The sequence below is a fragment of the Aeromonas sp. EERV15 genome (genome assembly GCF_900079845.1).
GTDB classification, from domain to species: domain Bacteria; phylum Pseudomonadota; class Gammaproteobacteria; order Enterobacterales; family Aeromonadaceae; genus Aeromonas; species Aeromonas sobria.
The window spans coordinates 69943-89442 of record NZ_FKKY02000001.1 but is presented as its reverse complement, the minus strand read 5'-3'; the positions used below and the strand labels follow the sequence as shown (position 1 = coordinate 89442).

The window sequence follows — 19500 nt, the reverse complement described above, 5'->3', positions numbered from 1 at the left end:
CGAAGTAGCATAAGGAAACAAGATGAGTGGAACTGAGGAAGAGGATTTGATGGCTGATGCCTGGGCTGCGGCACTGGAGGAGCAGGTCATTGCAGAAGCCAAACCGGCCCCGCTGGAAGAGCTGAAAGATGATGCTCCCATCAGTGCTGAGGAGCGGCGCAAGCTCGACACGATTCTCGATATCCCGGTCACCATCGCCATGGAGGTGGGCCGTAGCCAGATCAGTATTCGCAACCTGCTGCAGCTGAACCAGGGCTCGGTAGTGGAGCTGGATCGCGTCGCGGGTGAGCCGCTGGACGTGCTGGTCAACGGCACCCTGATCGCCCACGGCGAGGTGGTGGTGGTGAATGACAAGTTCGGTATCCGTCTGACCGACGTTATCAGCCAGATTGAAAGGATCAAGAAGCTCAAATGATGCGCCTACTGTTGTTACTGCTGCCGGTACCGGCCTTTGCCGAGACAGCGGCATCAGCCAACGCGCCCAGTTTGAGCTCCTGGCTGCTCTCCAGCTTGATGGTGATTGGCCTCATTCTGGTGCTGGGTTTTCTGCTCAAAAAGAGCAAGCTGGCGACCGCCATGGGTGGCGGGCAGATGAGAGTCATCGCCTCGTTGCCGGTGGGTTACAAAGAGAAGCTGCTGGTGGTCAAGGTGGGTGAACAGCAACTGCTGGTCGGAGTGACGCCACAACAGGTCAACTTCCTCTGTAGGCTGGAGGAGCCACTGGACGAGAGCCAGCCACAGGCGTTTTCCCAGCAGCTTGGCAAATTGATGGGCAAGCATGAAAAAAGCTAACGGCTTATTGCTGAAAATGGGGCTGCTGGTCAGCCTGCTGATACCACTGTTTTGCTCTTGGCCCGCGCTGGCGCAAGACGCCATGTCGGCGGTGACCGTCAAGACCATGGGGGATGGCTCCCAGGAGTACAGCCTGACCCTGCAAGTGCTGGCGCTGATGACTGCGCTCTCTTTCTTGCCGGCCATGGTGATCATGATGACCTCGTTTACCCGCATCATAGTGGTGCTGGGTATCTTGCGTCAGGCGATCGGTTTGCAACAGAGCCCCTCCAACCAGGTACTGATCGGCATTGCGCTGTTTATGTCGTTCTTCATCATGTCGCCGGTGCTGGACCGGATTAATGATGAGGCGCTGCAACCCTATCTGGCCGAGACCATTCAAGCCAAGGAGGCGCTGGAGCGTGCCACATTGCCCATCCATCAGTTCATGCTGGCCCAGACCCGGATCAAGGATCTCAATACCTTTATGGAGATCGCCAACGTGCAGGTGGAGAAGCCTGCCGAGGTGCCACTGCGGGTGCTGATCCCGGCGTTTGTGACCAGCGAGCTGAAAACCGCCTTCCAGATTGGCTTTATGCTGTTTTTGCCATTTCTGGTCATCGATCTGGTGGTGGCCAGTATCCTGATGGCGATGGGGATGATGATGCTCTCGCCGATGATCGTCTCGCTGCCCTTCAAACTGATGCTGTTTGTGATGGTGGATGGCTGGAACCTCATTCTGGGGTCACTGGCCAACAGTTTCGGACTGGGTGCCGGTTAGCCGGTGTGGAGCAAGGAGCCCGAACATGAGTCCTGAAACCTTTGTCGACGTTTTTCGCGAGGCGCTCTGGCTGGTGACCATCATGGTATGTGCCGTGATCCTGCCCAGTCTTGCCATCGGGCTGGTGGTCGCCATCTTTCAGGCGGCCACCTCCATCAACGAACAGACCCTGAGTTTTCTGCCACGTCTTATCGTGACCCTGTTTGCGCTGGGAGCGGGTGCTCACTGGGGCTTACAGAGCCTGATGGAGTTCTTCGTGTTGATGGTCAATCAAATCCCCGAGGTGGTGGGATGACCTATACAACCGCTCTGATCATGGAGTGGTTGTCTTCCATTCTCTGGCCGCTGGCACGAGTAAGTAGTTTGCTGATGGTGATGGCGGTATTCGGTAGTCGCCTCGCCCCTGCGCGAGTACGGATGGGGCTGGCTCTTGCCATCACTTTCCTGATTGCCCCCCTGTTGCCGAAAATGCCCCCCATCGAACTCTTCTCTGCCGGCAGCTTTCTGGTATTAGGCCAGCAGTTGCTGATCGGTATTGCCCTCGGCCTGATGACCCAGTTTCTGATGGAGAGCTTCGTGATGGCCGGTCAGGTCATTGCCATGCAGACCAGTCTGGGATTCGCCACGCTGGTGGATCCGATGAATGGCCAGTCGGCCCCCGTGGTGGGTCAGTTCTATCTGATGTTGGCAACCCTGGTGTTTTTGGCGCTGGATGGTCATCTGATCATGCTGCGGCTGGTGATCCTCAGTTTTGAGACATTACCAGTATCAGATAGCGGGCTTTCTCTGCCAGCGATCCGCACCCTGATCGGTTTTCTCGGGGTGATGTATCAGGCATCGCTGGTGATGTCGCTCTCCGCCATTGTTGCGCTGCTGCTGATCAACTTTGCTTTTGGCGTCATGACCCGGGCCGCGCCACAACTCAACATCTTCAGTATCGGTTTTGCGGTCAGCATGATGTCGGGTCTATTGATCCTCTGGCTCACCATTGGTGGTTTCCTCGGCCATTTCGACATGATGTGGGAGCGGGTACAAGAGGTCAGCTGCGAGCTGATCGGCACCCAATGCTTTGGCGGTGCCCATGGCTGATACCGATCAGGAACGTACCGAACAACCCACGGGCAAACGACTGCAACAGGCCCGTGATAAAGGGCAGATTGCACGTTCAAAGGAGCTGGGCACCGCCAGTGTCCTGCTGTCAGCAGTATTCGGCCTGCTGATGCTCAAGGGCTCGCTGGCGACCGCAATGATCAAAGTCGTGACCATGGGCTTTACCCTGGATCGAGAGCAGGCGTTTGATCCCAACGCTATGATCGCCATGGTGCCCGCGCTTCTGGCGGAATTGATCCTTCCGCTGGGGCTGTTGTTCGCACTGGTGGCCGTTGCCGCCTTTATCGGTAATACCCTGATGGGCGGGATGAATTTTTCGACGGAAGCTATGCTGCCAAAATGGAGCAAACTGAGCCCGCTCAGTGGCCTGAAACGGATGTTCGGGGTGCAGTCGCTGATTGAGCTGGTCAAGTCCATCGCTAAGGTGGTGTTTATTACCCTGTTTGCCTGGTGGATGCTCTCCAGCCAGTTCAATCACCTGCTTAACCTCTCCATGGAGGGATTTCCCGGCGGCATCATAGATGCCCTTGAGCTGTTTCTCTGGATGTTGATCATCCTCTGCTGTGCCCTGCTGCCGATTGTTGCCATCGATGTGCCGTTCCAGCAGTGGAACCATATGCGTCAGCTCAAGATGACCAAGCAGGAGGTGAAGGACGAGTTCAAGGACAGCGAAGGCAAGCCCGAGGTGAAGGGGCGGATAAGGCAGTTGCAGATGCAGATGGCGATGCGCCGGATGATGGGGGATGTACCCAAGGCCGATGTGGTGATCACCAACCCGACCCACTACTCGGTGGCGCTCAAGTATGATGCAGGCAAACCCGGAGCCGCACCCAAGGTTGTGGCCAAAGGCACTGATGAAATCGCAATGAAGATCAGGGAGATAGCCAGGGAATACGAGATCCCGATTATGCCCTCACCTGAGTTGACCCGGGCTATCTATCATTCCACCGAGATTGGCCATGAGATCCCGGAAGGGCTGTTTGCGGCGGTTGCCCAAGTGCTTGCTTATGTCTTCCAACTGAAAAAATTCCGTCGTGGTCAGGGACGCCGTCCTCAGACGCTGGCCAAAGACCTCCCCATCCCGACTGAATATCGAAAATGACAAAGTTCTGACGCAATAATAATAAAATCATTTAACTTCAATAGCTTGGTGTTTTGGCTTGATGCTTGCATTAATCTGACACCAGCACGTTGAAATTGAGAAAGACGATGGAATTCAAGGCATCTTTGGGCCGATTGAAAGAGTACAGAGGGTTACTGACCACCGGGTTCGGTACTCCGTTACTGGTTCTGGCCGCCTTGGGGATGGTGGTGTTGCCCATTCCACCTTTGATGCTGGATGTGCTCTTCTCGTTCAACATTGCGCTCTCCATTGTGGTGTTGCTGGTCGCCGTTTACACCCGCCGCCCCCTCGAATTTGCTGCTTTTCCCACCGTGTTACTGCTCGCCACCCTGCTGCGGTTGGCGCTTAACGTTGCATCAACCCGGGTGGTGTTGCTGGAAGGTCATAATGGCACCGCGGCGGCGGGCCATGTGATCGAGGCGTTCGGTAAGGTGGTGATCGGTGGCAACTATGCGGTCGGTATCATCGTCTTTACCATCCTGATCATCATCAACTTTGTGGTCATTACCAAGGGTGCGGGGCGGATCGCAGAGGTGAGCGCCCGTTTCACCCTGGATGCGATGCCGGGCAAGCAGATGGCAATCGATGCCGACTTGAACGCCGGTCTCATCAATCAGGAAGAAGCCAGGAAGCGTCGGCAAGAGGTCACGCAGGAGGCCGACTTCTACGGCTCGATGGATGGTGCCTCCAAGTTTGTCAAAGGGGATGTCATTGCGGGCATCATGATCCTCTTTATCAACATCATCGGTGGCTTCATCATCGGGATGATGCAGCACCAGCTGACCTTCGCGGAATCGGCAGAGATATACACCTTGCTGGCCATCGGTGATGGCCTGGTGGCGCAGATCCCCTCGCTGTTGCTCTCTATCGCCGCCGCCATCATAGTGACCCGGCAAAATACCGATCAGGATATGGGTACAGCGGTGCTGGGTCAGTTGTTTGACAATCCCAAGGCGCTGATTATCTCTGCCGGCATACTGCTGATGATGGGTCTGGTGCCGGGTATGCCTCACTTGGCGTTTTTGGGGCTGGGGGCGGTATCTGCAGCAGCCGCCTGGTGGTTGTTGCGCCGCGAGAAGCTGGCCGCGGCCAAAGTCGCCAGGGGTGAGCTGATGCCTGCTACCAACGAGCAGCCCCATGAGCAGAAAGAGCTGAGCTGGGACGATGTGATGCCGGTCGATATCATTGGCCTTGAAGTGGGTTATCAGCTGATCCCGCTGGTGGATCGCAACCAGGGTGGGGAATTGCTCAACCGGATCAAAGGGGTGCGCAAGAAGCTCTCGCAAGAGTTGGGCTTTCTGGTGCCGGCCGTGCATATTCGCGACAACCTGGATCTGGCGCCTAACCAGTACCGCATCACCTTGATGGGGGTCAGTACCGGCGAGGCCAATGTTTACCATGACAAAGAGATGGCTATCAATCCGGGCCAGGTGTTTGGTCAGCTGCAGGGGATTGCCACCAAGGATCCCGCCTTTGGACTGGAAGCGGTCTGGGTTGCCAAAGATCAGGTGTCCCAGGCACAGACACTGGGTTATACAGTCGTGGATACTGCCACTGTAGTGGCAACCCATATGAGCCAGATCCTCACCAACCATGCGGCCTTGTTGCTGGGCCATGATGAGGTACAACAGCTGCTCGACATGATTGGCAAACACCAGAGCAAGCTGGTGGAAGGGCTGGTGCCGGAAGTGATCAGTATGGGTAACCTTGTGAAGGTATTGCAGAATTTGCTCAATGAAGGCGTGCCAATCCGCGATATGCGCACTATCCTGCAGACCCTGGTTGAATACGCGCCGCGCAGCCCGGATCCGGAAGTGCTCACAGCGGCTTGCCGGATTGCCCTGCGCCGCCTGATTGTGCAGGAGATTGCTGGCCCTGATCCCGAGTTGCCGGTGATTACCTTGGCGCCGGAATTGGAACGTATATTGCATCAATCCCTGCAGGCAGGTGGCGGTGATGGTGCTGGTATTGAACCTGGCCTGGCCGAGCGGATGCAGCGATCACTGGTGGAAGCCACTCAACGACAAGAACTGGAAGGCCAGCCAGCCGTGCTTCTGACATCGGGGATCTTGCGTAATACCTTGGCGAAATTTGTCAAGAATGCCATTCCTGGATTGCGCGTTCTGTCTTATCAGGAAGTGCCCGACGACAAGCAGATTCGCATCGTCAGCGCAGTAGGGCAGAACTAGTTAGCGGAGATGACGGGTGAAGATTAAGCGGTTTTTTGCCAAGGACATGCGAACGGCTCTGGCCGAGGTCAAGGAGACTCTCGGGCCCGATGCGGTGATCATGTCCAACAAGAAGGTCACCGGTGGGGTCGAGATAGTCGCCGCAGTCGATTATCAATCCCAGGTTCCGGGGCCTAAAGATGCGCCGGTTCGCCGTCAACTGAATGACGAGAGCGTCAATATTTCGTCTGCCGGACGGCAGATGACCCGCCCTGAACCGACTCAGGCGAAGGAGCAGAACGAACATTATGCCGATACCCTGGCCGCATTGCTGGCTCGCCAGCAAAAGCTCAAGCCGGGTAACGCTGCCGCCATGAGCAGCACTCAGTCAGCTGGCCTTGCTGCAGCCAATACAGCGCCCAGAACATTGGCCGAACAGGGGCAGTGGGGCGCAGCCCCTGAGCCCGCCAAGCCAAAAGCCCGGGCTGCAACGCTGGGCCGGCCCGCGCAGCCAGCACCTCGCGAACAAGAGATGGAAGGGATGCGCAAGGAGATGGCCAGCATCCGAAAGTTGCTGGAACACCAGATTTCCGGGCTGATGTGGCAAGAGGTGGAGCGCCGTGAGCCAATGCGGGCATTGCTGATCAAAGAGCTCAAGAAGATGGGCTTTGATGATGCGTTTGCCGATCAACTGGCGGGGCTTATCCCCGAGGATATGTCCATCCACCAGGCCATGGCACAGCTGGCAGAGGTATTGACGGGTCAGCTCAAGATCAGTGAAGACGAGATTTTACGTCAGGGGGGAGCGGTGGCGCTGCTAGGCCCGACCGGGGTAGGCAAGACCACCACCATCGCCAAGCTGGCGGCACGCTTTGCCATGAAGTATGGCGCGGAGCAGGTGGCGCTGATCACCACCGATAATTACCGGATCGGTGCCCATGAACAGCTGCAGACCTATGGTCGGATCATGGGTTGCCCGGTACGGCAGGTGCGTGATGCCGAAGAGCTGGCTACCGCACTCTATCAGTTCCGTCATCGGCGTCTGGTGCTCATCGATACGGCCGGGGTTGGCCAGCGGGATATCCGCTTGACCGAGCAGCTCGATACCCTGGTCAAGAATGCCAAGGTACGGATCCGCAGTTATCTGGTGATGTCTGCGACATCCCAGCGTCGGGTGATGCAGGAAGCGGTGGACCATTTCCGGCGGATCCCATTGAGCGGCTGCATACTTACCAAATTGGACGAGAGTCTGAACCTGGGCGAAGTCATAAACGTGTGTATCCAGAATGCTTTGCCAATCAGCTATATCACTGACGGGCAACGGGTTCCGGAAGATATTCAGGTTGCCAATGCGGCGCAGCTCGTCGGAGCGGCCATGGGCTCGCTGGAGCGAGAAACAGAAGAGCCCTATTTCTGGGGCGCAGGCTTTGGCGAGGCCGAAGATTCGGAGTTTTATGAGTAACATACATATGGATCAGGCGAGTGGTCTGCGCAAAATGCGTCAAAACAATCGAGTAAAAGTAATCGCCGTGTCCGGTGGCAAGGGTGGCGTGGGCAAGACCAACGTGACCCTGAACGTGGCGGGAGCGATGGCGGCCCAAGGTAAACGGGTGCTAGTGCTGGATGCTGACCTGGGGTTGGCCAACGTCGACGTCATGCTGGGGCTACGGGTTCATCGTAACCTCTCTCATGTACTGGCTGGCGAATGCACCATCGATGACATCATTGTCGAAGGCCCTTATGGCATGATGATTGTACCCGCGACTTCGGGCACCCAATCGATGGTGGAGCTCTCGTCAGTGCAGCATGCCGAGCTTATCCGGGCGTTCAGCGAGATGAAGACCCAGGTCGATATCCTGATGGTGGATACGGCGGCGGGGATCTCCGACATGGTGCTGAGTTTCACCCGTGCAGCTCAGGACATTATGGTAGTTGTGTGCGATGAGCCGACCTCCATTACCGATGCCTATGCCCTGATCAAGATCCTCTCCAAGGATCACGGCGTGTTTCGCTTTAAAGTTGTGGCCAACATGGTGCGCAGCCTGCGTGAAGGGCAGGAGCTCTTTGCCAAGTTGACCAGGGTGACAGACCGCTTCCTCGACACCTCACTGGAGCTGGTTGCCTGCGTGCCTTACGACACGAATTTACGTGCGGCAGTGCGTAAACAGAAGCTGATTGTTGAAGCGTTTCCCAAGTCGCCAGCTGCGCTGGCATTTAGGGCGCTGGCCAACAAGGCGGCGAGCTGGCCGGTGCCAAACCAGCCAGGTGGTCACCTGGAGTTTTTCCTGGAAAACTTGTTGCAAAAACCGGCCATGACACAGGAAGGTTCCCGTGAATAAAGCCCAAGCGTACTTGCGTCATCAGGATTCCTATGTGCTGGTGGAGCGCCATGCTCCTCTGGTCAAGCGAATTGCCCAGCATTTGTTGGCTCGCCTGCCCAGCAGTGTCTTGCTGGATGACCTGATCCAGGCAGGTATGATTGGGTTGCTCGAAGCTTCTCGCAATTTTGACGGTAGCAAGGGCGCCAGCTTCGAAACCTACGCCGGGATCCGCATCCGTGGCTCCATGCTCGATGAAATTCGTCGTGGCGACTGGGTGCCGCGTTCAGTGCATCGCAACAGTCGCGCTATTGCCGAGGCTATCGAGAATGTCGAACAGGCTCATGGACGGGATGCTCGGGATACCGAAGTGGCGGTCCAGATGGGTGTCTCCCTCAATGACTATCACGCCATGCTGCAGGATGTCTCATGTGGCAAGATTATCGGTATCGAAGATCTGGGGATCAGTGAGGATGTGATCGGGCACCCTGATGATGGGCCTGCAGGCACCGGATTTGATGAATTGGCAGCGGAGCGATTTCAAATTGCATTATCTGAGCAAATTGGTCGCTTACCAGAGAGAGAAGCGTTGGTTCTCTCTCTTTACTACGATGAAGAGCTCAATTTACGCGAGATTGGCGATGTTTTGAATGTGAGTGAGTCGCGAGTCAGCCAGATCCACAGCCAAGCAATGCACAGATTACGTGCTCGTTTGAGAGATTGGCATCTATAAGTGTTTGTACTGGCTACACTGAGATGAAACTCTAGGGCATAATCCGCACGACACAACCTGTTTTTAGCATCATGTAAGTTAGCCATTCTGGTGGCTATTTAGGAGGGAATTTTGGACAAGAACATGAAAATCCTCATTGTTGACGATTTTTCAACGATGCGGCGGATTATCAAGAACTTGCTGCGGGACTTGGGGTTCAACAATACCCATGAAGCGGACGATGGCAATACAGCATTGCCGATGCTGAAAAACGGTGATTTTCAGTTTGTGGTCACTGACTGGAACATGCCCGGCATGCAAGGAATTGACTTGCTTAAGGCCATTCGCGTCGATGACAAGCTCAAGCATTTGCCGGTACTGATGGTCACGGCGGAAGCCAAGCGCGAGCAGATCATCGAAGCCGCACAGGCTGGCGTCAACGGTTACATCGTCAAGCCTTTCACCGCTGCAACGCTCAAAGAAAAGCTGGATAAAATTTTTGAACGTATCGGCTAAGGAGCTGCAGGGATGATGGCCAAAACGAGAGCAATGATTTCGCTCGACCAGGCAAGGATGCTTGTTGCTCATTTAGAACAGGATAAATTTGAGCTTGCGGATGAACTTCTTGCCGATGTATGTGCTCCCAACGCAGCCGATCTGTTTGACAAAGTAGGTCAGCTGACCCGACAACTACATAATTCACTGCAAGAATTTTGTCTTGACTCTCGCATTCCCGATTTGGCGACACATGATATTCCCGATGCGCGGGAACGTCTCAGTTACGTTATAGAGATGACGGACAAGGCTGCTAACCGCACTATGGATGCAGTGGAAGCCAGTCTGCCGATAGCGGATCGCCTGAATGACAATATTCAGCTGGTGCTGCCGAACTGGAATGCGTTGATGTCCCGTGACATGAGCCTGGGACAGTTCAAATCGTTATGTCACCAACTCGATGATTTTATTAAGGCCTCAGCTACAGATGCCGATAAATTACGACAACTGCTGACAGAGATCCTGATGGCGCAAGATTTTCAGGATTTGACCGGTCAGATGATCCGCAAGGTCATCAAACTGGTTCAGGAAGTTGAAACAAAATTAATTGAAATGTTGACCATGTGTGGTGAAGCCTCTGCAGAGCATTCAACTCGCAGCCTTCCTGTTAACGGGATTGAAGCAGAAGGCCCCATCATGAACCCTGAGGCGCGTGCCGATGTGGTTAATGGTCAGGATGATGTGGACGATCTGCTGTCTAGTCTGGGATTCTAATGGAGTGACGCATGGCCTTCGAAGTTGATGAAGACATACTGCAAGACTTTCTGGTCGAAGCATCCGAAATATTGGAACAGTTGTCTGAACAACTGGTCGACTTGGAAAAGCGGCCTGATGACAAGAACCTGTTAAATGCCATCTTTCGTGGTTTCCATACTGTAAAAGGTGGTGCAGGGTTTCTGTCGTTGGGTGAACTGGTTGACGTATGCCACGGCGCGGAGAACGTGTTTGATATCTTGCGCAATGGTAAACGTTCAGTCACCGCTGAGTTGATGGATGTAATCCTGCAAGCGCTGGATGCCATTAACGTCATGTTCGCACAAGTTCAAAACCGCGAACCGCCAAGTCCCGCTTCTGCTGAAGTCCTGCATGACTTACATGAACTCTGCAAGCCGGAGGGTGAGGAGCAGTTGCTAACTGCTTCGGCGAATAATAGTTCGCCAGCCGAGAGCACTGGATCAGCGGAGATCGTCGAAGCGGCTGCCGAGCTAGAGGTGATCGCTGATCCCTTGCCTGTTAATGGCGGTGGCTCTATCGATGAAATTTCAGCGGATGAATTTGAACGTCTGCTGGATGAGTTGCATGGTGCCGGAGGCGCGCCAACTCCGGTTGCTGCGGTATCGGTTCCTGTTACCGGTGGTACAGGTGATATTACTGATGATGAGTTTGAAGCCCTCTTGGATCAGCTCCATGGTCAAGGCGCACATATTGGGGCACCAGAGGTTAATCCATTGGCATCTGTGCAAAAAGAAGTTGATGCACTGATCGATGATGATGAGTTCGAACGTCTGCTTGATGAGTTGCATGGGCGTGGTCAGGCACCTCAAACCACAATGGCTGCTGCACAGCCTCCTGTTGCGGTTACGCCACCGGCACCACCTAAGCAGGTAGCGCCTACCCCACCTGCAGTGCCGGTCAGCAAACCGGCGCCAGTTTCCCCTGCCAAACCCGCAGAGGCACCCGTAAAAGCGCCAGCCCCGGTCGCCAAGGCCGCACCCGCCGAAAATGCAGTACAAAGCGATACCACTGTACGTGTAGATACCAAAACCTTAGATGTCATCATGAACATGGTGGGTGAGTTGGTACTGGTGCGTAACCGCTTGGTGAGCTTGGGGATTGCGAGTAACGATGAAGATATGTCAAAGGCGGTCGCCAATCTGGATGTGGTGACTGCTGACCTGCAAGGTGCGGTGATGAAAACCCGCATGCAGCCAATCAAGAAGGTATTTGGTCGCTTCCCGCGCGTTGTGCGCGATCTGGCGCGTACTCTCAAAAAGGATATTGAGTTGGTCATGGTCGGTGAAGAGACCGATCTGGATAAGAACCTGGTGGAAGCACTGGCAGATCCGCTTGTTCACCTGGTGCGCAACTCTTGCGACCACGGGGTCGAAATGCCGGATGTGCGCGAAAAGGCAGGTAAGCCTCGGCAGGGGACGATTACCCTGAGTGCCTCCCAGCAAGGTGATCATATTCTGCTCTGCATCGAAGATGATGGGGCGGGAATGGATCCTGAGAAGCTCAAGTCCATTGCCATCAATCGTGGTGTACTGGATGCAGATAGTGCTGCTCGGATGAGTGACAATGATGCTTATAACCTGATTTTTGCTCCGGGTTTTTCGACAAAATCAGAAATCTCGGACATCTCCGGCCGTGGTGTCGGGATGGACGTGGTAAAAACCAGCATTGTCAGCCTCAACGGTTCGGTACATATCGATTCAACTTGGGGTAAAGGCACCCGTCTGGAGATCAAGGTACCTCTGACTCTGGCAATCCTGCCGACCCTGATGGTTGAAGTCGGGGAGCAGACCTTTGCGTTGCCCCTTGGTTGCGTGAACGAGATTTTTCACCTGGACCTGAAAAAGGCCAACATGGTTGATGGTCAACTCACTATCATTGTGCGTGACAAGGCGATACCGCTCTTTTATTTGCATAAATGGTTGATCCGCGGCTCCAACAAGCGATCTCGTCAGGATACGGGCCATGTGGTGATCGTGCAGATCGGCACTCAGCAAATTGGCTTTGTAGTCGATAGCCTGATTGGCCAGGAAGAGGTAGTGATCAAGCCGCTGGATAACCTGTTGCAAGGCACGCCAGGTATGGCGGGTGCAACCATTACCAGTGATGGCGGGATTGCCCTGATTTTGGATGTGCCGAGTCTGCTCAAAGCATATGCGCGTAGACATTAATAGCTCAGGCCCAAGGAGTTAGAAAAATAACAATGGCAGTCAAGGTATTAGTTGTCGACGACTCGAGCTTCTTTCGCCGTCGGGTAAGTGAAATCATCAATCAGGATCCTATGCTGACGGTGATCGACACGGCCCAGAATGGACGGGAAGCGGTGGACAAGGCGATCTTGCTGCGCCCTGATGTGATCACCATGGACATCGAGATGCCCGTGATGGATGGCATCAGTGCGGTGCGGGAGATCATGGCAAAGTGTCCGACACCCATTCTGATGTTCTCCTCCCTGACCCATGAGGGGGCTAAATCGACCCTTGATGCGCTGGATGCCGGAGCTCTCGACTTTTTGCCCAAAAAGTTTGAGGACATCGCCAGAGACAAGGACGAGGCGGTCAAATTGTTACAGCAGCGGGTGAAGGAGATCTCCCGCAAGCGCTTCTTGATGACTCCGTCTGCTCGTCCCAAAGCTCCTGAGCCTGTTGCTCGCACTCCATTGGGTAGTGCCGCGCCCAGGGCTACGGAGCGTCAACCTGATTCGTTGCGCCCTGCTACCACAGCGTCATTCAAGCGCAGTGGCAAGACATACCAGCTGGTGGCGATTGGTACTTCTACCGGTGGGCCTGTTGCACTGCAAAATGTGCTGACCAAGTTGCCTGGGGATTTCCCTCATCCGATCCTGCTTATTCAGCATATGCCCGCGACCTTTACTGCCGCGTTTGCTGCTCGGCTTAATGGTCTGTGCCAGATTGGCGTCAAGGAAGCCGAGGATGGCGATGTGCTCAAACCAGGTCATGCCTACCTGGCTCCCGGTGGCAAGCAGATGTTGCTGGAGGGGCGTGGCGCCGGTGCCCGCATCCGGATCATTGATGGCAATGATAAGGTAAACTACAAGCCTTGCGTGGATATCACCTTTGCTTCTGCCGCCAAAACCTATGGCGATAAGGTGCTAGCCATAGTGCTGACGGGAATGGGGGCTGATGGTCGTGATGGTGCTCGACTGCTGAAAGAGCAGGGTTCTACCATCTGGGCACAAGATGAGGCTTCCTGCGTGGTGTATGGCATGCCGCAGGCTGTTGCCAAAGCGGGTATTGCCAGCGAATCACTTCCTCTGGACAAAGTAGCCCAGCGTATTCTGGTTGAGTTGGGGCGCTAATCATGGGGTTGCTTGGTCTGCTCCTAGCGTTGGGGGCTATGGCTATTGCCCAACTGTGGCATGGCGGCTCACTGTTGACTCTGGTGGATGGTCCTGCCTTCCTGATTGTGCTGGGTGGCACCTTTGGTGCCGTGATATTGCAGACTCCCGCCAAATATATCCTGCTTGCTCTGCGGCAACTGTTATGGATTGTTACCCCCCCGCGACAAGATCTTTCTGCGCAAGCCGAGCGGCTGCAATCCTGGGCTGTATTCGCTCGCCAGCAGGGGTTGCTGGCGCTTGAGAACCAAGCCGAGCAGGAAGAGGACAACTTTACCCGTCAGGGGCTTGGTATGATTGTTGACGGTGTATCTTCCGACGATATTCGTATGTTGCTCGAAGCAGATATCGATATTGAACAGGAGCGCAATGAGCATGCTGCCAGGGTATTCGAGTCCATGGGTGGATACAGTCCGACCATAGGGATCATCGGTGCCGTGCTGGGCTTGATCCAGGCCATGTTTCATCTGGAAGATCCTTCCGTATTAGGGGCTGGTATCGCAGTGGCATTTGTAGCAACCATTTATGGTGTGGGTTTTGCCAACCTGATCTATCTGCCCATAGCCAACCGGTTACGTGCCTTTCACTACCACTACGGACTGTTTCAGGAGATGACTCTCGAAGGGCTGTTGGCCATCGCTCATGGGGAGAATGGTATGCAGGTTGAACGTCGGCTCAGGGCCTATCTGAAGGGAGAGTAGCCATGCGCAAGCGCTATCGGTTGCACTTGCAGGGAGGTGATCATCTTGATCGCTGGTTGGTCTCCTATGCCGATTATATGACGCTGATCTTTGCTCTTTTTGTGGTGCTCTATTCCGTTGCGCTAGTAAACAAGGACAAATATCGTGCAGTCATTGATGGCATGAGCCAGGCATTTAATGTAATTCCCTCCCATAACGACGGTGTGTTGGACGGCCAAGGCAATACACTGCTAAACAATGCGCTTTCTGCTGAACCTTCACTATTGGACGGGCCTACAGCGCAAGCTCCTTCACTTGCCCCTATTTCTGGTATCCCTATTCAGCAAGATGGCACCACACTGGCCACACTCGATGTACAGTTGCAACAGAGCATGGGATCGTTGGTGGACGCAGGGATAGTCAAACTGACGCAAGATGAAAACTGGTTGACCATAGAACTGAGCTCAGGATTGCTGTTTAGCAGCGGTAGCGCCTTCATGGGACCAAATGCAGCGCCCATCATTAATACTCTTTCAAGGATTCTAAAACCGGTCGATAACTATGTAAGAGTCAGGGGCTATACAGATAACCAACAGATTAATAATGAAATTTATCGTTCGAATTGGGTGCTTTCTGCCGCGAGAGCAGAGGCTGTGCTCAGTGGCTTGGTCACAAATGGCATTGCCCCCCAGCGGCTGGCTTTCGAAGCATATGGTGAGTTTTCCCCCTTCGCAGACAATGGTAGCGAGCAGGGGCGGTTACAGAATCGCAAAGTGGTGGTCGCTATTTCGAAGTTTGCCTGGGTGCCCCCTGCTCCTGCCGTTGTCAGCCCGGTGGCTGCTGAACCGGCACCCGCAGTGAACAATGCAGTGGATGTGGGAAAGATCAAGGTGATCTCCTTGCCCGGTGGTGGCATACGCATAACAACAAGGCAGGATTGATAACGTGATTGTTTGGACGGTTGCCAACCAAAAGGGGGGAGTGGGTAAAACCACCACAGTGGTCTCGATTGCCGGGATCCTGGCCCAACGTGGCCAACGGGTGCTGTTGATAGACACTGATCCTCATGCATCCCTGACCGCTTATCTTGACTTTGATTCGGATCGGCTGGACGGCACCCTCTATGAGTTGTTTCAAGCGGTTAAACCGACAGCCGAGCTGGTCAATAAACTCACACTGAGAACCCAGTTCGAGAATATTCATCTATTACCGGCCTCAATAACCCTTGCCACGCTGGATAGAGTGATGGGTAATCGGGAGGGGATGGGACTGGTTATCAAGCGAGCGCTGCTACGGATTCAAGATCAGTACGACTATGTGTTAATCGATTGCCCGCCGGTACTGGGGGTGATGATGGTCAATGCGTTGGCCGCTTGTGATCGCATCCTAGTGCCTGTCCAGACCGAATTTCTGGCTCTGAAAGGGCTGGAAAGAATGATGAAAACATTCGAGATTATGCAGCGTTCCAAGCGGGACAAGTTTCGTTATACCGTCATCCCGACCATGTTTGATAAACGAACTCGAGCCTCTCTGATGACCTTGAAATCGATCAAGGATCAATACGGTGACTCGGTATGGAATGCAGTGATCCCGATTGATACCAAGTTTCGCGATGCCAGCTTGCTACATATTCCACCGTCCATTTACTCCCCCGGGAGCCGTGGGACTTATGCCTACGAGACACTGCTCAATTATCTCGACTCCCTCGAGCGGCAGCGAATGCATGAGGTAATGCCATGAGCGATACCATTCAAGTGCGGGCGATGGATGACTATTTTCACTCCTTGCTACTCGACGAGCCGCTGGCTCTGGATGAGGTGGAGGAGGAGCCACCGACACCAGTACTACAGATGCAGCGCAAGAGCATACCTGATCTGGTGGTGGCCCCCTATCTGGAGAATGACCCGCGTCTTGCCCAGTTGGGGGAGTTGCTTGCACAGGTTGGGCAAGTTCAGTTCGAAAATGATCTGTTTACGCATGAGGTCACAGTTACAGCTCCGCTGGAGATAGTGGCTGAAGAGTCATTATTACCGGTAGAACAGGAATGGCCTGCAGAGATCATGTCTCCTGCGGTCGTGGAACCACATACCATTATCCTGACCGAGACCGCGCTGGAGGTAGCTCCGATAGAAGCTAGCGCTCCGGTTGTCTGGGAGAATATCGATACCGGCAAAGAGTTTCAGGCGCTATTTTTTGAAGTCGCTGGCGTTACTTTCGCTGTTCCTCTGACCGAACTTGGCGGGATCCATCAGTTGGGCGAGATCACCTCCCTTTTTGGCCAGCCTGGTTGGTATAAGGGGCTCATGACTTCCCGCGAGCAGAAGATGAATGTGGTAGATACAGCCCAGTGGGTCATGCCCGGCCAGCATCTGGAGATGGATAGTTACAAATATCTGATTATGCTCGGTGAATCCCCTTGGGGATTAGCCTGCCATCATCTTAAAGGAACCGAATTATTACACCGAGACCAGGTGAAGTGGCGACATCAGGAGGGTAAGCGCCCTTGGTTGGCTGGCATGGTCAAAGAAAAGATGTGCGCCCTGCTGCATGTTCGTGAACTGCTCTTGTTATTAGAGCGTGGGGTTAACATAGAAGGTCGCTGATAACTTCTGCAATCGAGCTGTTTTATTGCTAGTTTTAGTAGTAGACATTTTCATAAAAGGAATAAAAATATGACTGGAAAGCGCAATATCGCACAGAATCTGGCCGAAGATGAAGTGCTGCAATGGGTAACCTTTCAACTGGAAAACGAAACCTATGGCATCAATGTGATGCAGGTTCAGGAAGTGTTGCGCTACACCGAAATCGCGCCTGTTCCTGGTGCGCCCGAGTATGTGCTAGGGATCATCAACCTGCGTGGCAATGTGGTGACTGTCATCGATACGCGCTCCCGTTTTGGTTTACCATCCGGTGATGTCAGTGAAAACTCTCGCATTGTGATCATCGAGGCCGAAAAGCAGGTCATCGGCATCATGGTGGACAGTGTGGCGGAAGTGGTTTATCTGCGTTCCTCCGAAATTGATGCAGCACCCGCTGTCGGGACCGAGGAGAGCGCCAAGTTCATTCAGGGGGTCAGTAACCGTGATGGGCAACTGCTGATCCTGGTGGACTTGAACAAGCTGCTCTCTGATGAAGAGTGGGAAGATATCGGTTCCCTCTGATGAATAAGGTGATGTTTTGATAATCGAGATAGTTGCCTTGGGGTTGTCCCTGATTGCCTTGTTGTTTGCTTTTTATATCTGGTTCCAAAGCAAGCGTAGCACACAGGAGTCCGAGGTGAGCGTGACGACCCTGCAGGGTCAACTGGAGAGCTTGCGCAAGCAGATGATGGAACTTCATACCGGGGCGATAGGCATGGGGCAGCGCTTGCAGTCAGTAGAAGGGACAATGCAGCAGGTCAATGATCGTCAGCAAGAGCTGACAATGCAAGATCCCGAGCGACGGCTTTACAGTCGCGCAGCCAAGATGGTCGAATTGGGCGCTGATCTGGATGAGGTCATGAGTGAATGCGAGTTGCCAAAGGCAGAAGCAGAGCTCTTGATATCGTTGCGCAAAGGTCGCTCTTGAGGATTCAGGAAGGCAATCGCCTTCCTGAACTTTATTGGGCCGGTTGTGTCATATTTATGTATAGAAACTTGCAGAGATATTGATGCAGTCCCTGTTGTGGCATGGCTAATGTGGCTAACAGGTTAGCCGAATTTTTCTCATGCTGTATGGTGCAACATCAGAATATAAAAAAGCGCCCGCAGGCGCTTTTCTCATATTTTCAGTGGCTTAGCTGATCAGGCTCGCCCACAGATCGTATTCGTCAGATTCATCAATCCGCACCTTGACCATATCACCAGGCTTTAGGCTGGTTTCACCGTTGAGGTAAACCAGACCGTCTATCTCCGGCGCGTCAGCAAAGGATCGGCCGGTTGCGCCCTCTTCGTCCACTTCGTCGATAAGTACCATCATCTCTTTACCGACTCGGCGGGCCAGCTTGCGGATGGAGACCTGCTGTTGCAGTTCCATAAAGCGCTGGAAGCGCTCTTCCTGAACCTCTACTGGCACCGGGTCTGGCAGCTCATTGGCCAGCGCCCCTTCAACCGGGCTGTATTTGAAGCAGCCGACGCGATCCAGCTCTGCCTTGTCGATGAAGTCTAGCAGCATCTGGAACTCTTCCTCGGTCTCGCCGGGGAAGCCAACGATAAAGGTAGAACGCAGGGTGATCTCGGGGCAGATTTCACGCCACTTTTGAATGCGCTCCAGGGTGCGTTCGACAGTACCCGGGCGCTTCATCAGTTTGAGGATGCGCGGGCTGGCGTGCTGCAACGGAATATCGAGGTAAGGCAGTACCTTGCCATCGCGCATCAGCGGGATGACGTCATCCACGTGTGGATAGGGGTAGACGTAGTGCAGACGCACCCAGATATCGAGCTTGGCCAGCTCTTCGCACAGGGCGACCATGCTGGTCTTGACCGGCATGCCGTCGTAGAAACCGGTGCGGTGTTTGACATCGACGCCGTAGGCGGAGGTGTCCTGGGAGATCACCAGGATTTCCTTCACGCCCGCCTCTTTCAGGCGCTTGGCTTCGGCCAGCACTTCGCCGATGGGACGGCTCACCAGATCCCCGCGCATGGAGGGGATGATGCAGAAGGTGCAGCGGTGGTTGCAGCCTTCGGAAATTTTCAGATAGGCGTAGTGGCGCGGAGTCAGTTTTACACCGTGAGCGGGCACCAGGCTGGTGAAGGGGTTGTGCTCCGGCTTGGCCACATATTTGTGGACGTGACCCAGCACCTCTTCGTAGGCGTGGGGGCCGGTGATCTCGAGCACCTTGGGGTGGATCTCGCGGATCTGGTTCTCTTTGGCGCCGAGGCAACCGGTAACAATCACCTTGCCGTTTTCGGCCAACGCTTCACCGATCGCTTCCAGCGACTCTTGCACCGCGCTGTCGATAAAGCCGCAGGTGTTGACGACGACCAGCTCGGCATCGTCATAGCTGGGCACCACATCGTACCCTTCGGTACGCAGCTGGGTCAGGATGCGTTCTGAATCGACCAGATTTTTGGGGCAACCCAAGGAGACGAATCCTACTTTGGGGGCCTGTTTTGTGTTGGACATCGCTCAATCACTCTTAGGTGGCTCTTCTTTAAGGGCGCGAATTTTACCGGAATGGTTAACCAAAAACTATACAGCCAGCATGGCAGAAC

21 protein-coding genes are annotated in these 19500 nt (G+C 54.3%); 20 read left to right on the top strand and 1 reads right to left on the bottom strand.

Translation table 11 applies throughout. The annotated features are described in order from the left end of the window. Positions 1-22 precede the first annotated feature (22 nt). The 20 genes from fliN to BN4575_RS00295 all read left to right on the top strand — a co-directional run bounded on the left by fliN (position 23) and on the right by BN4575_RS00295 (position 17875). A complete protein-coding gene (fliN, locus tag BN4575_RS00390) occupies positions 23-415 on the top strand; it encodes a flagellar motor switch protein FliN (protein WP_042020278.1) in 393 nt (130 codons plus the stop codon). Beyond that, on the top strand, positions 412-792 hold the full coding sequence (gene fliO, locus BN4575_RS00385; protein ID WP_068976692.1) for a flagellar biosynthetic protein FliO: 381 nt from the start codon (positions 412-414) through the stop codon (positions 790-792). Before fliN ends, fliO begins: the two co-directional genes overlap by 4 nt. Then, on the top strand, positions 779-1552 hold the full coding sequence (fliP, locus tag BN4575_RS00380; protein WP_042020282.1) for a flagellar type III secretion system pore protein FliP: 774 nt from the start codon (positions 779-781) through the stop codon (positions 1550-1552). Before fliO ends, fliP begins: the two co-directional genes overlap by 14 nt. A gap of 25 nt (positions 1553-1577) precedes the next feature. Continuing rightward, complete coding sequence (gene fliQ, locus BN4575_RS00375) at positions 1578-1847, top strand: flagellar biosynthesis protein FliQ (RefSeq protein WP_068976691.1); 270 nt, start codon at positions 1578-1580, stop codon at positions 1845-1847. Then, positions 1844-2641, top strand: a complete 798-nt coding sequence (gene fliR, locus BN4575_RS00370) for a flagellar biosynthetic protein FliR (protein WP_068976690.1) — start codon at positions 1844-1846, stop codon at positions 2639-2641. Before fliQ ends, fliR begins: the two co-directional genes overlap by 4 nt. Next, positions 2634-3764 carry a flagellar biosynthesis protein FlhB gene (gene flhB / locus BN4575_RS00365; protein WP_068976894.1) on the top strand — a complete coding sequence of 377 codons (1131 nt, stop codon included), beginning with the start codon at positions 2634-2636 and terminating at the stop codon, positions 3762-3764. Before fliR ends, flhB begins: the two co-directional genes overlap by 8 nt. Before the next feature lie 107 nt (positions 3765-3871). Then, a complete protein-coding gene (flhA, locus tag BN4575_RS00360) occupies positions 3872-5974 on the top strand; it encodes a flagellar biosynthesis protein FlhA (protein WP_042020288.1) in 2103 nt (700 codons plus the stop codon). 16 nt (positions 5975-5990) lie between these two features. Next, positions 5991-7415, top strand: coding sequence for a flagellar biosynthesis protein FlhF (gene flhF, locus BN4575_RS00355; protein WP_042020290.1), 1425 nt, complete (start codon positions 5991-5993; stop codon positions 7413-7415). Continuing rightward, positions 7408-8292 (top strand): MinD/ParA family protein, encoded by an 885-nt coding sequence (locus BN4575_RS00350; RefSeq protein WP_068976689.1) that lies wholly within the window; start codon positions 7408-7410, stop codon positions 8290-8292. Before flhF ends, BN4575_RS00350 begins: the two co-directional genes overlap by 8 nt. Beyond that, complete coding sequence (locus tag BN4575_RS00345; RefSeq protein WP_068976688.1) at positions 8285-9004, top strand: RNA polymerase sigma factor FliA; 720 nt, start codon at positions 8285-8287, stop codon at positions 9002-9004. Before BN4575_RS00350 ends, BN4575_RS00345 begins: the two co-directional genes overlap by 8 nt. A gap of 111 nt (positions 9005-9115) precedes the next feature. Next, positions 9116-9499: a chemotaxis response regulator CheY gene (gene cheY, locus BN4575_RS00340; protein ID WP_010634617.1), complete on the top strand. Its 384-nt coding sequence runs from the start codon at positions 9116-9118 to the stop codon at positions 9497-9499. Between the two features lie 12 nt (positions 9500-9511). Continuing rightward, on the top strand, positions 9512-10252 hold the full coding sequence (locus BN4575_RS00335; RefSeq protein ID WP_068976687.1) for a protein phosphatase CheZ: 741 nt from the start codon (positions 9512-9514) through the stop codon (positions 10250-10252). A gap of 11 nt (positions 10253-10263) precedes the next feature. Beyond that, a complete protein-coding gene (locus tag BN4575_RS00330; RefSeq protein WP_068976686.1) occupies positions 10264-12441 on the top strand; it encodes a chemotaxis protein CheA in 2178 nt (725 codons plus the stop codon). A gap of 32 nt (positions 12442-12473) precedes the next feature. Then, entirely contained in the window at positions 12474-13589 is a 1116-nt protein-coding gene (locus BN4575_RS00325; RefSeq protein WP_068976685.1) for a protein-glutamate methylesterase/protein-glutamine glutaminase, read from the top strand. A gap of 2 nt (positions 13590-13591) precedes the next feature. Further along, positions 13592-14329, top strand: coding sequence for a flagellar motor protein (locus BN4575_RS00320; protein WP_068976684.1), 738 nt, complete (start codon positions 13592-13594; stop codon positions 14327-14329). A 2-nt stretch (positions 14330-14331) separates the two neighbouring features. After that, the gene (locus BN4575_RS00315; protein ID WP_068976683.1) at positions 14332-15249 is read left to right on the top strand and encodes a flagellar motor protein MotB; all 918 of its coding nucleotides are present in this window, start codon (positions 14332-14334) and stop codon (positions 15247-15249) included. Between the two features lie 4 nt (positions 15250-15253). Then, on the top strand, positions 15254-16048 hold the full coding sequence (locus BN4575_RS00310) for a ParA family protein (protein WP_042020303.1): 795 nt from the start codon (positions 15254-15256) through the stop codon (positions 16046-16048). Further along, a complete protein-coding gene (locus BN4575_RS00305; RefSeq protein WP_068976682.1) occupies positions 16045-16911 on the top strand; it encodes a chemotaxis protein CheW in 867 nt (288 codons plus the stop codon). The genes BN4575_RS00310 and BN4575_RS00305 overlap by 4 nt, the downstream gene beginning before the upstream one ends. 69 nt (positions 16912-16980) lie before the next feature. Beyond that, positions 16981-17469, top strand: coding sequence for a chemotaxis protein CheW (locus BN4575_RS00300; RefSeq protein ID WP_042020306.1), 489 nt, complete (start codon positions 16981-16983; stop codon positions 17467-17469). A 19-nt stretch (positions 17470-17488) separates the two neighbouring features. Further along, complete coding sequence (locus BN4575_RS00295) at positions 17489-17875, top strand: DUF2802 domain-containing protein (RefSeq protein ID WP_141689686.1); 387 nt, start codon at positions 17489-17491, stop codon at positions 17873-17875. 207 nt (positions 17876-18082) lie between these two features. Here BN4575_RS00295 and rimO read toward each other — a convergent pair whose 3' ends face one another. Further along, positions 18083-19411 carry a 30S ribosomal protein S12 methylthiotransferase RimO gene (rimO, locus tag BN4575_RS00290; RefSeq protein WP_068976680.1) on the bottom strand — a complete coding sequence of 443 codons (1329 nt, stop codon included), beginning with the start codon at positions 19409-19411 and terminating at the stop codon, positions 18083-18085. Positions 19412-19500 lie beyond the last annotated feature (89 nt).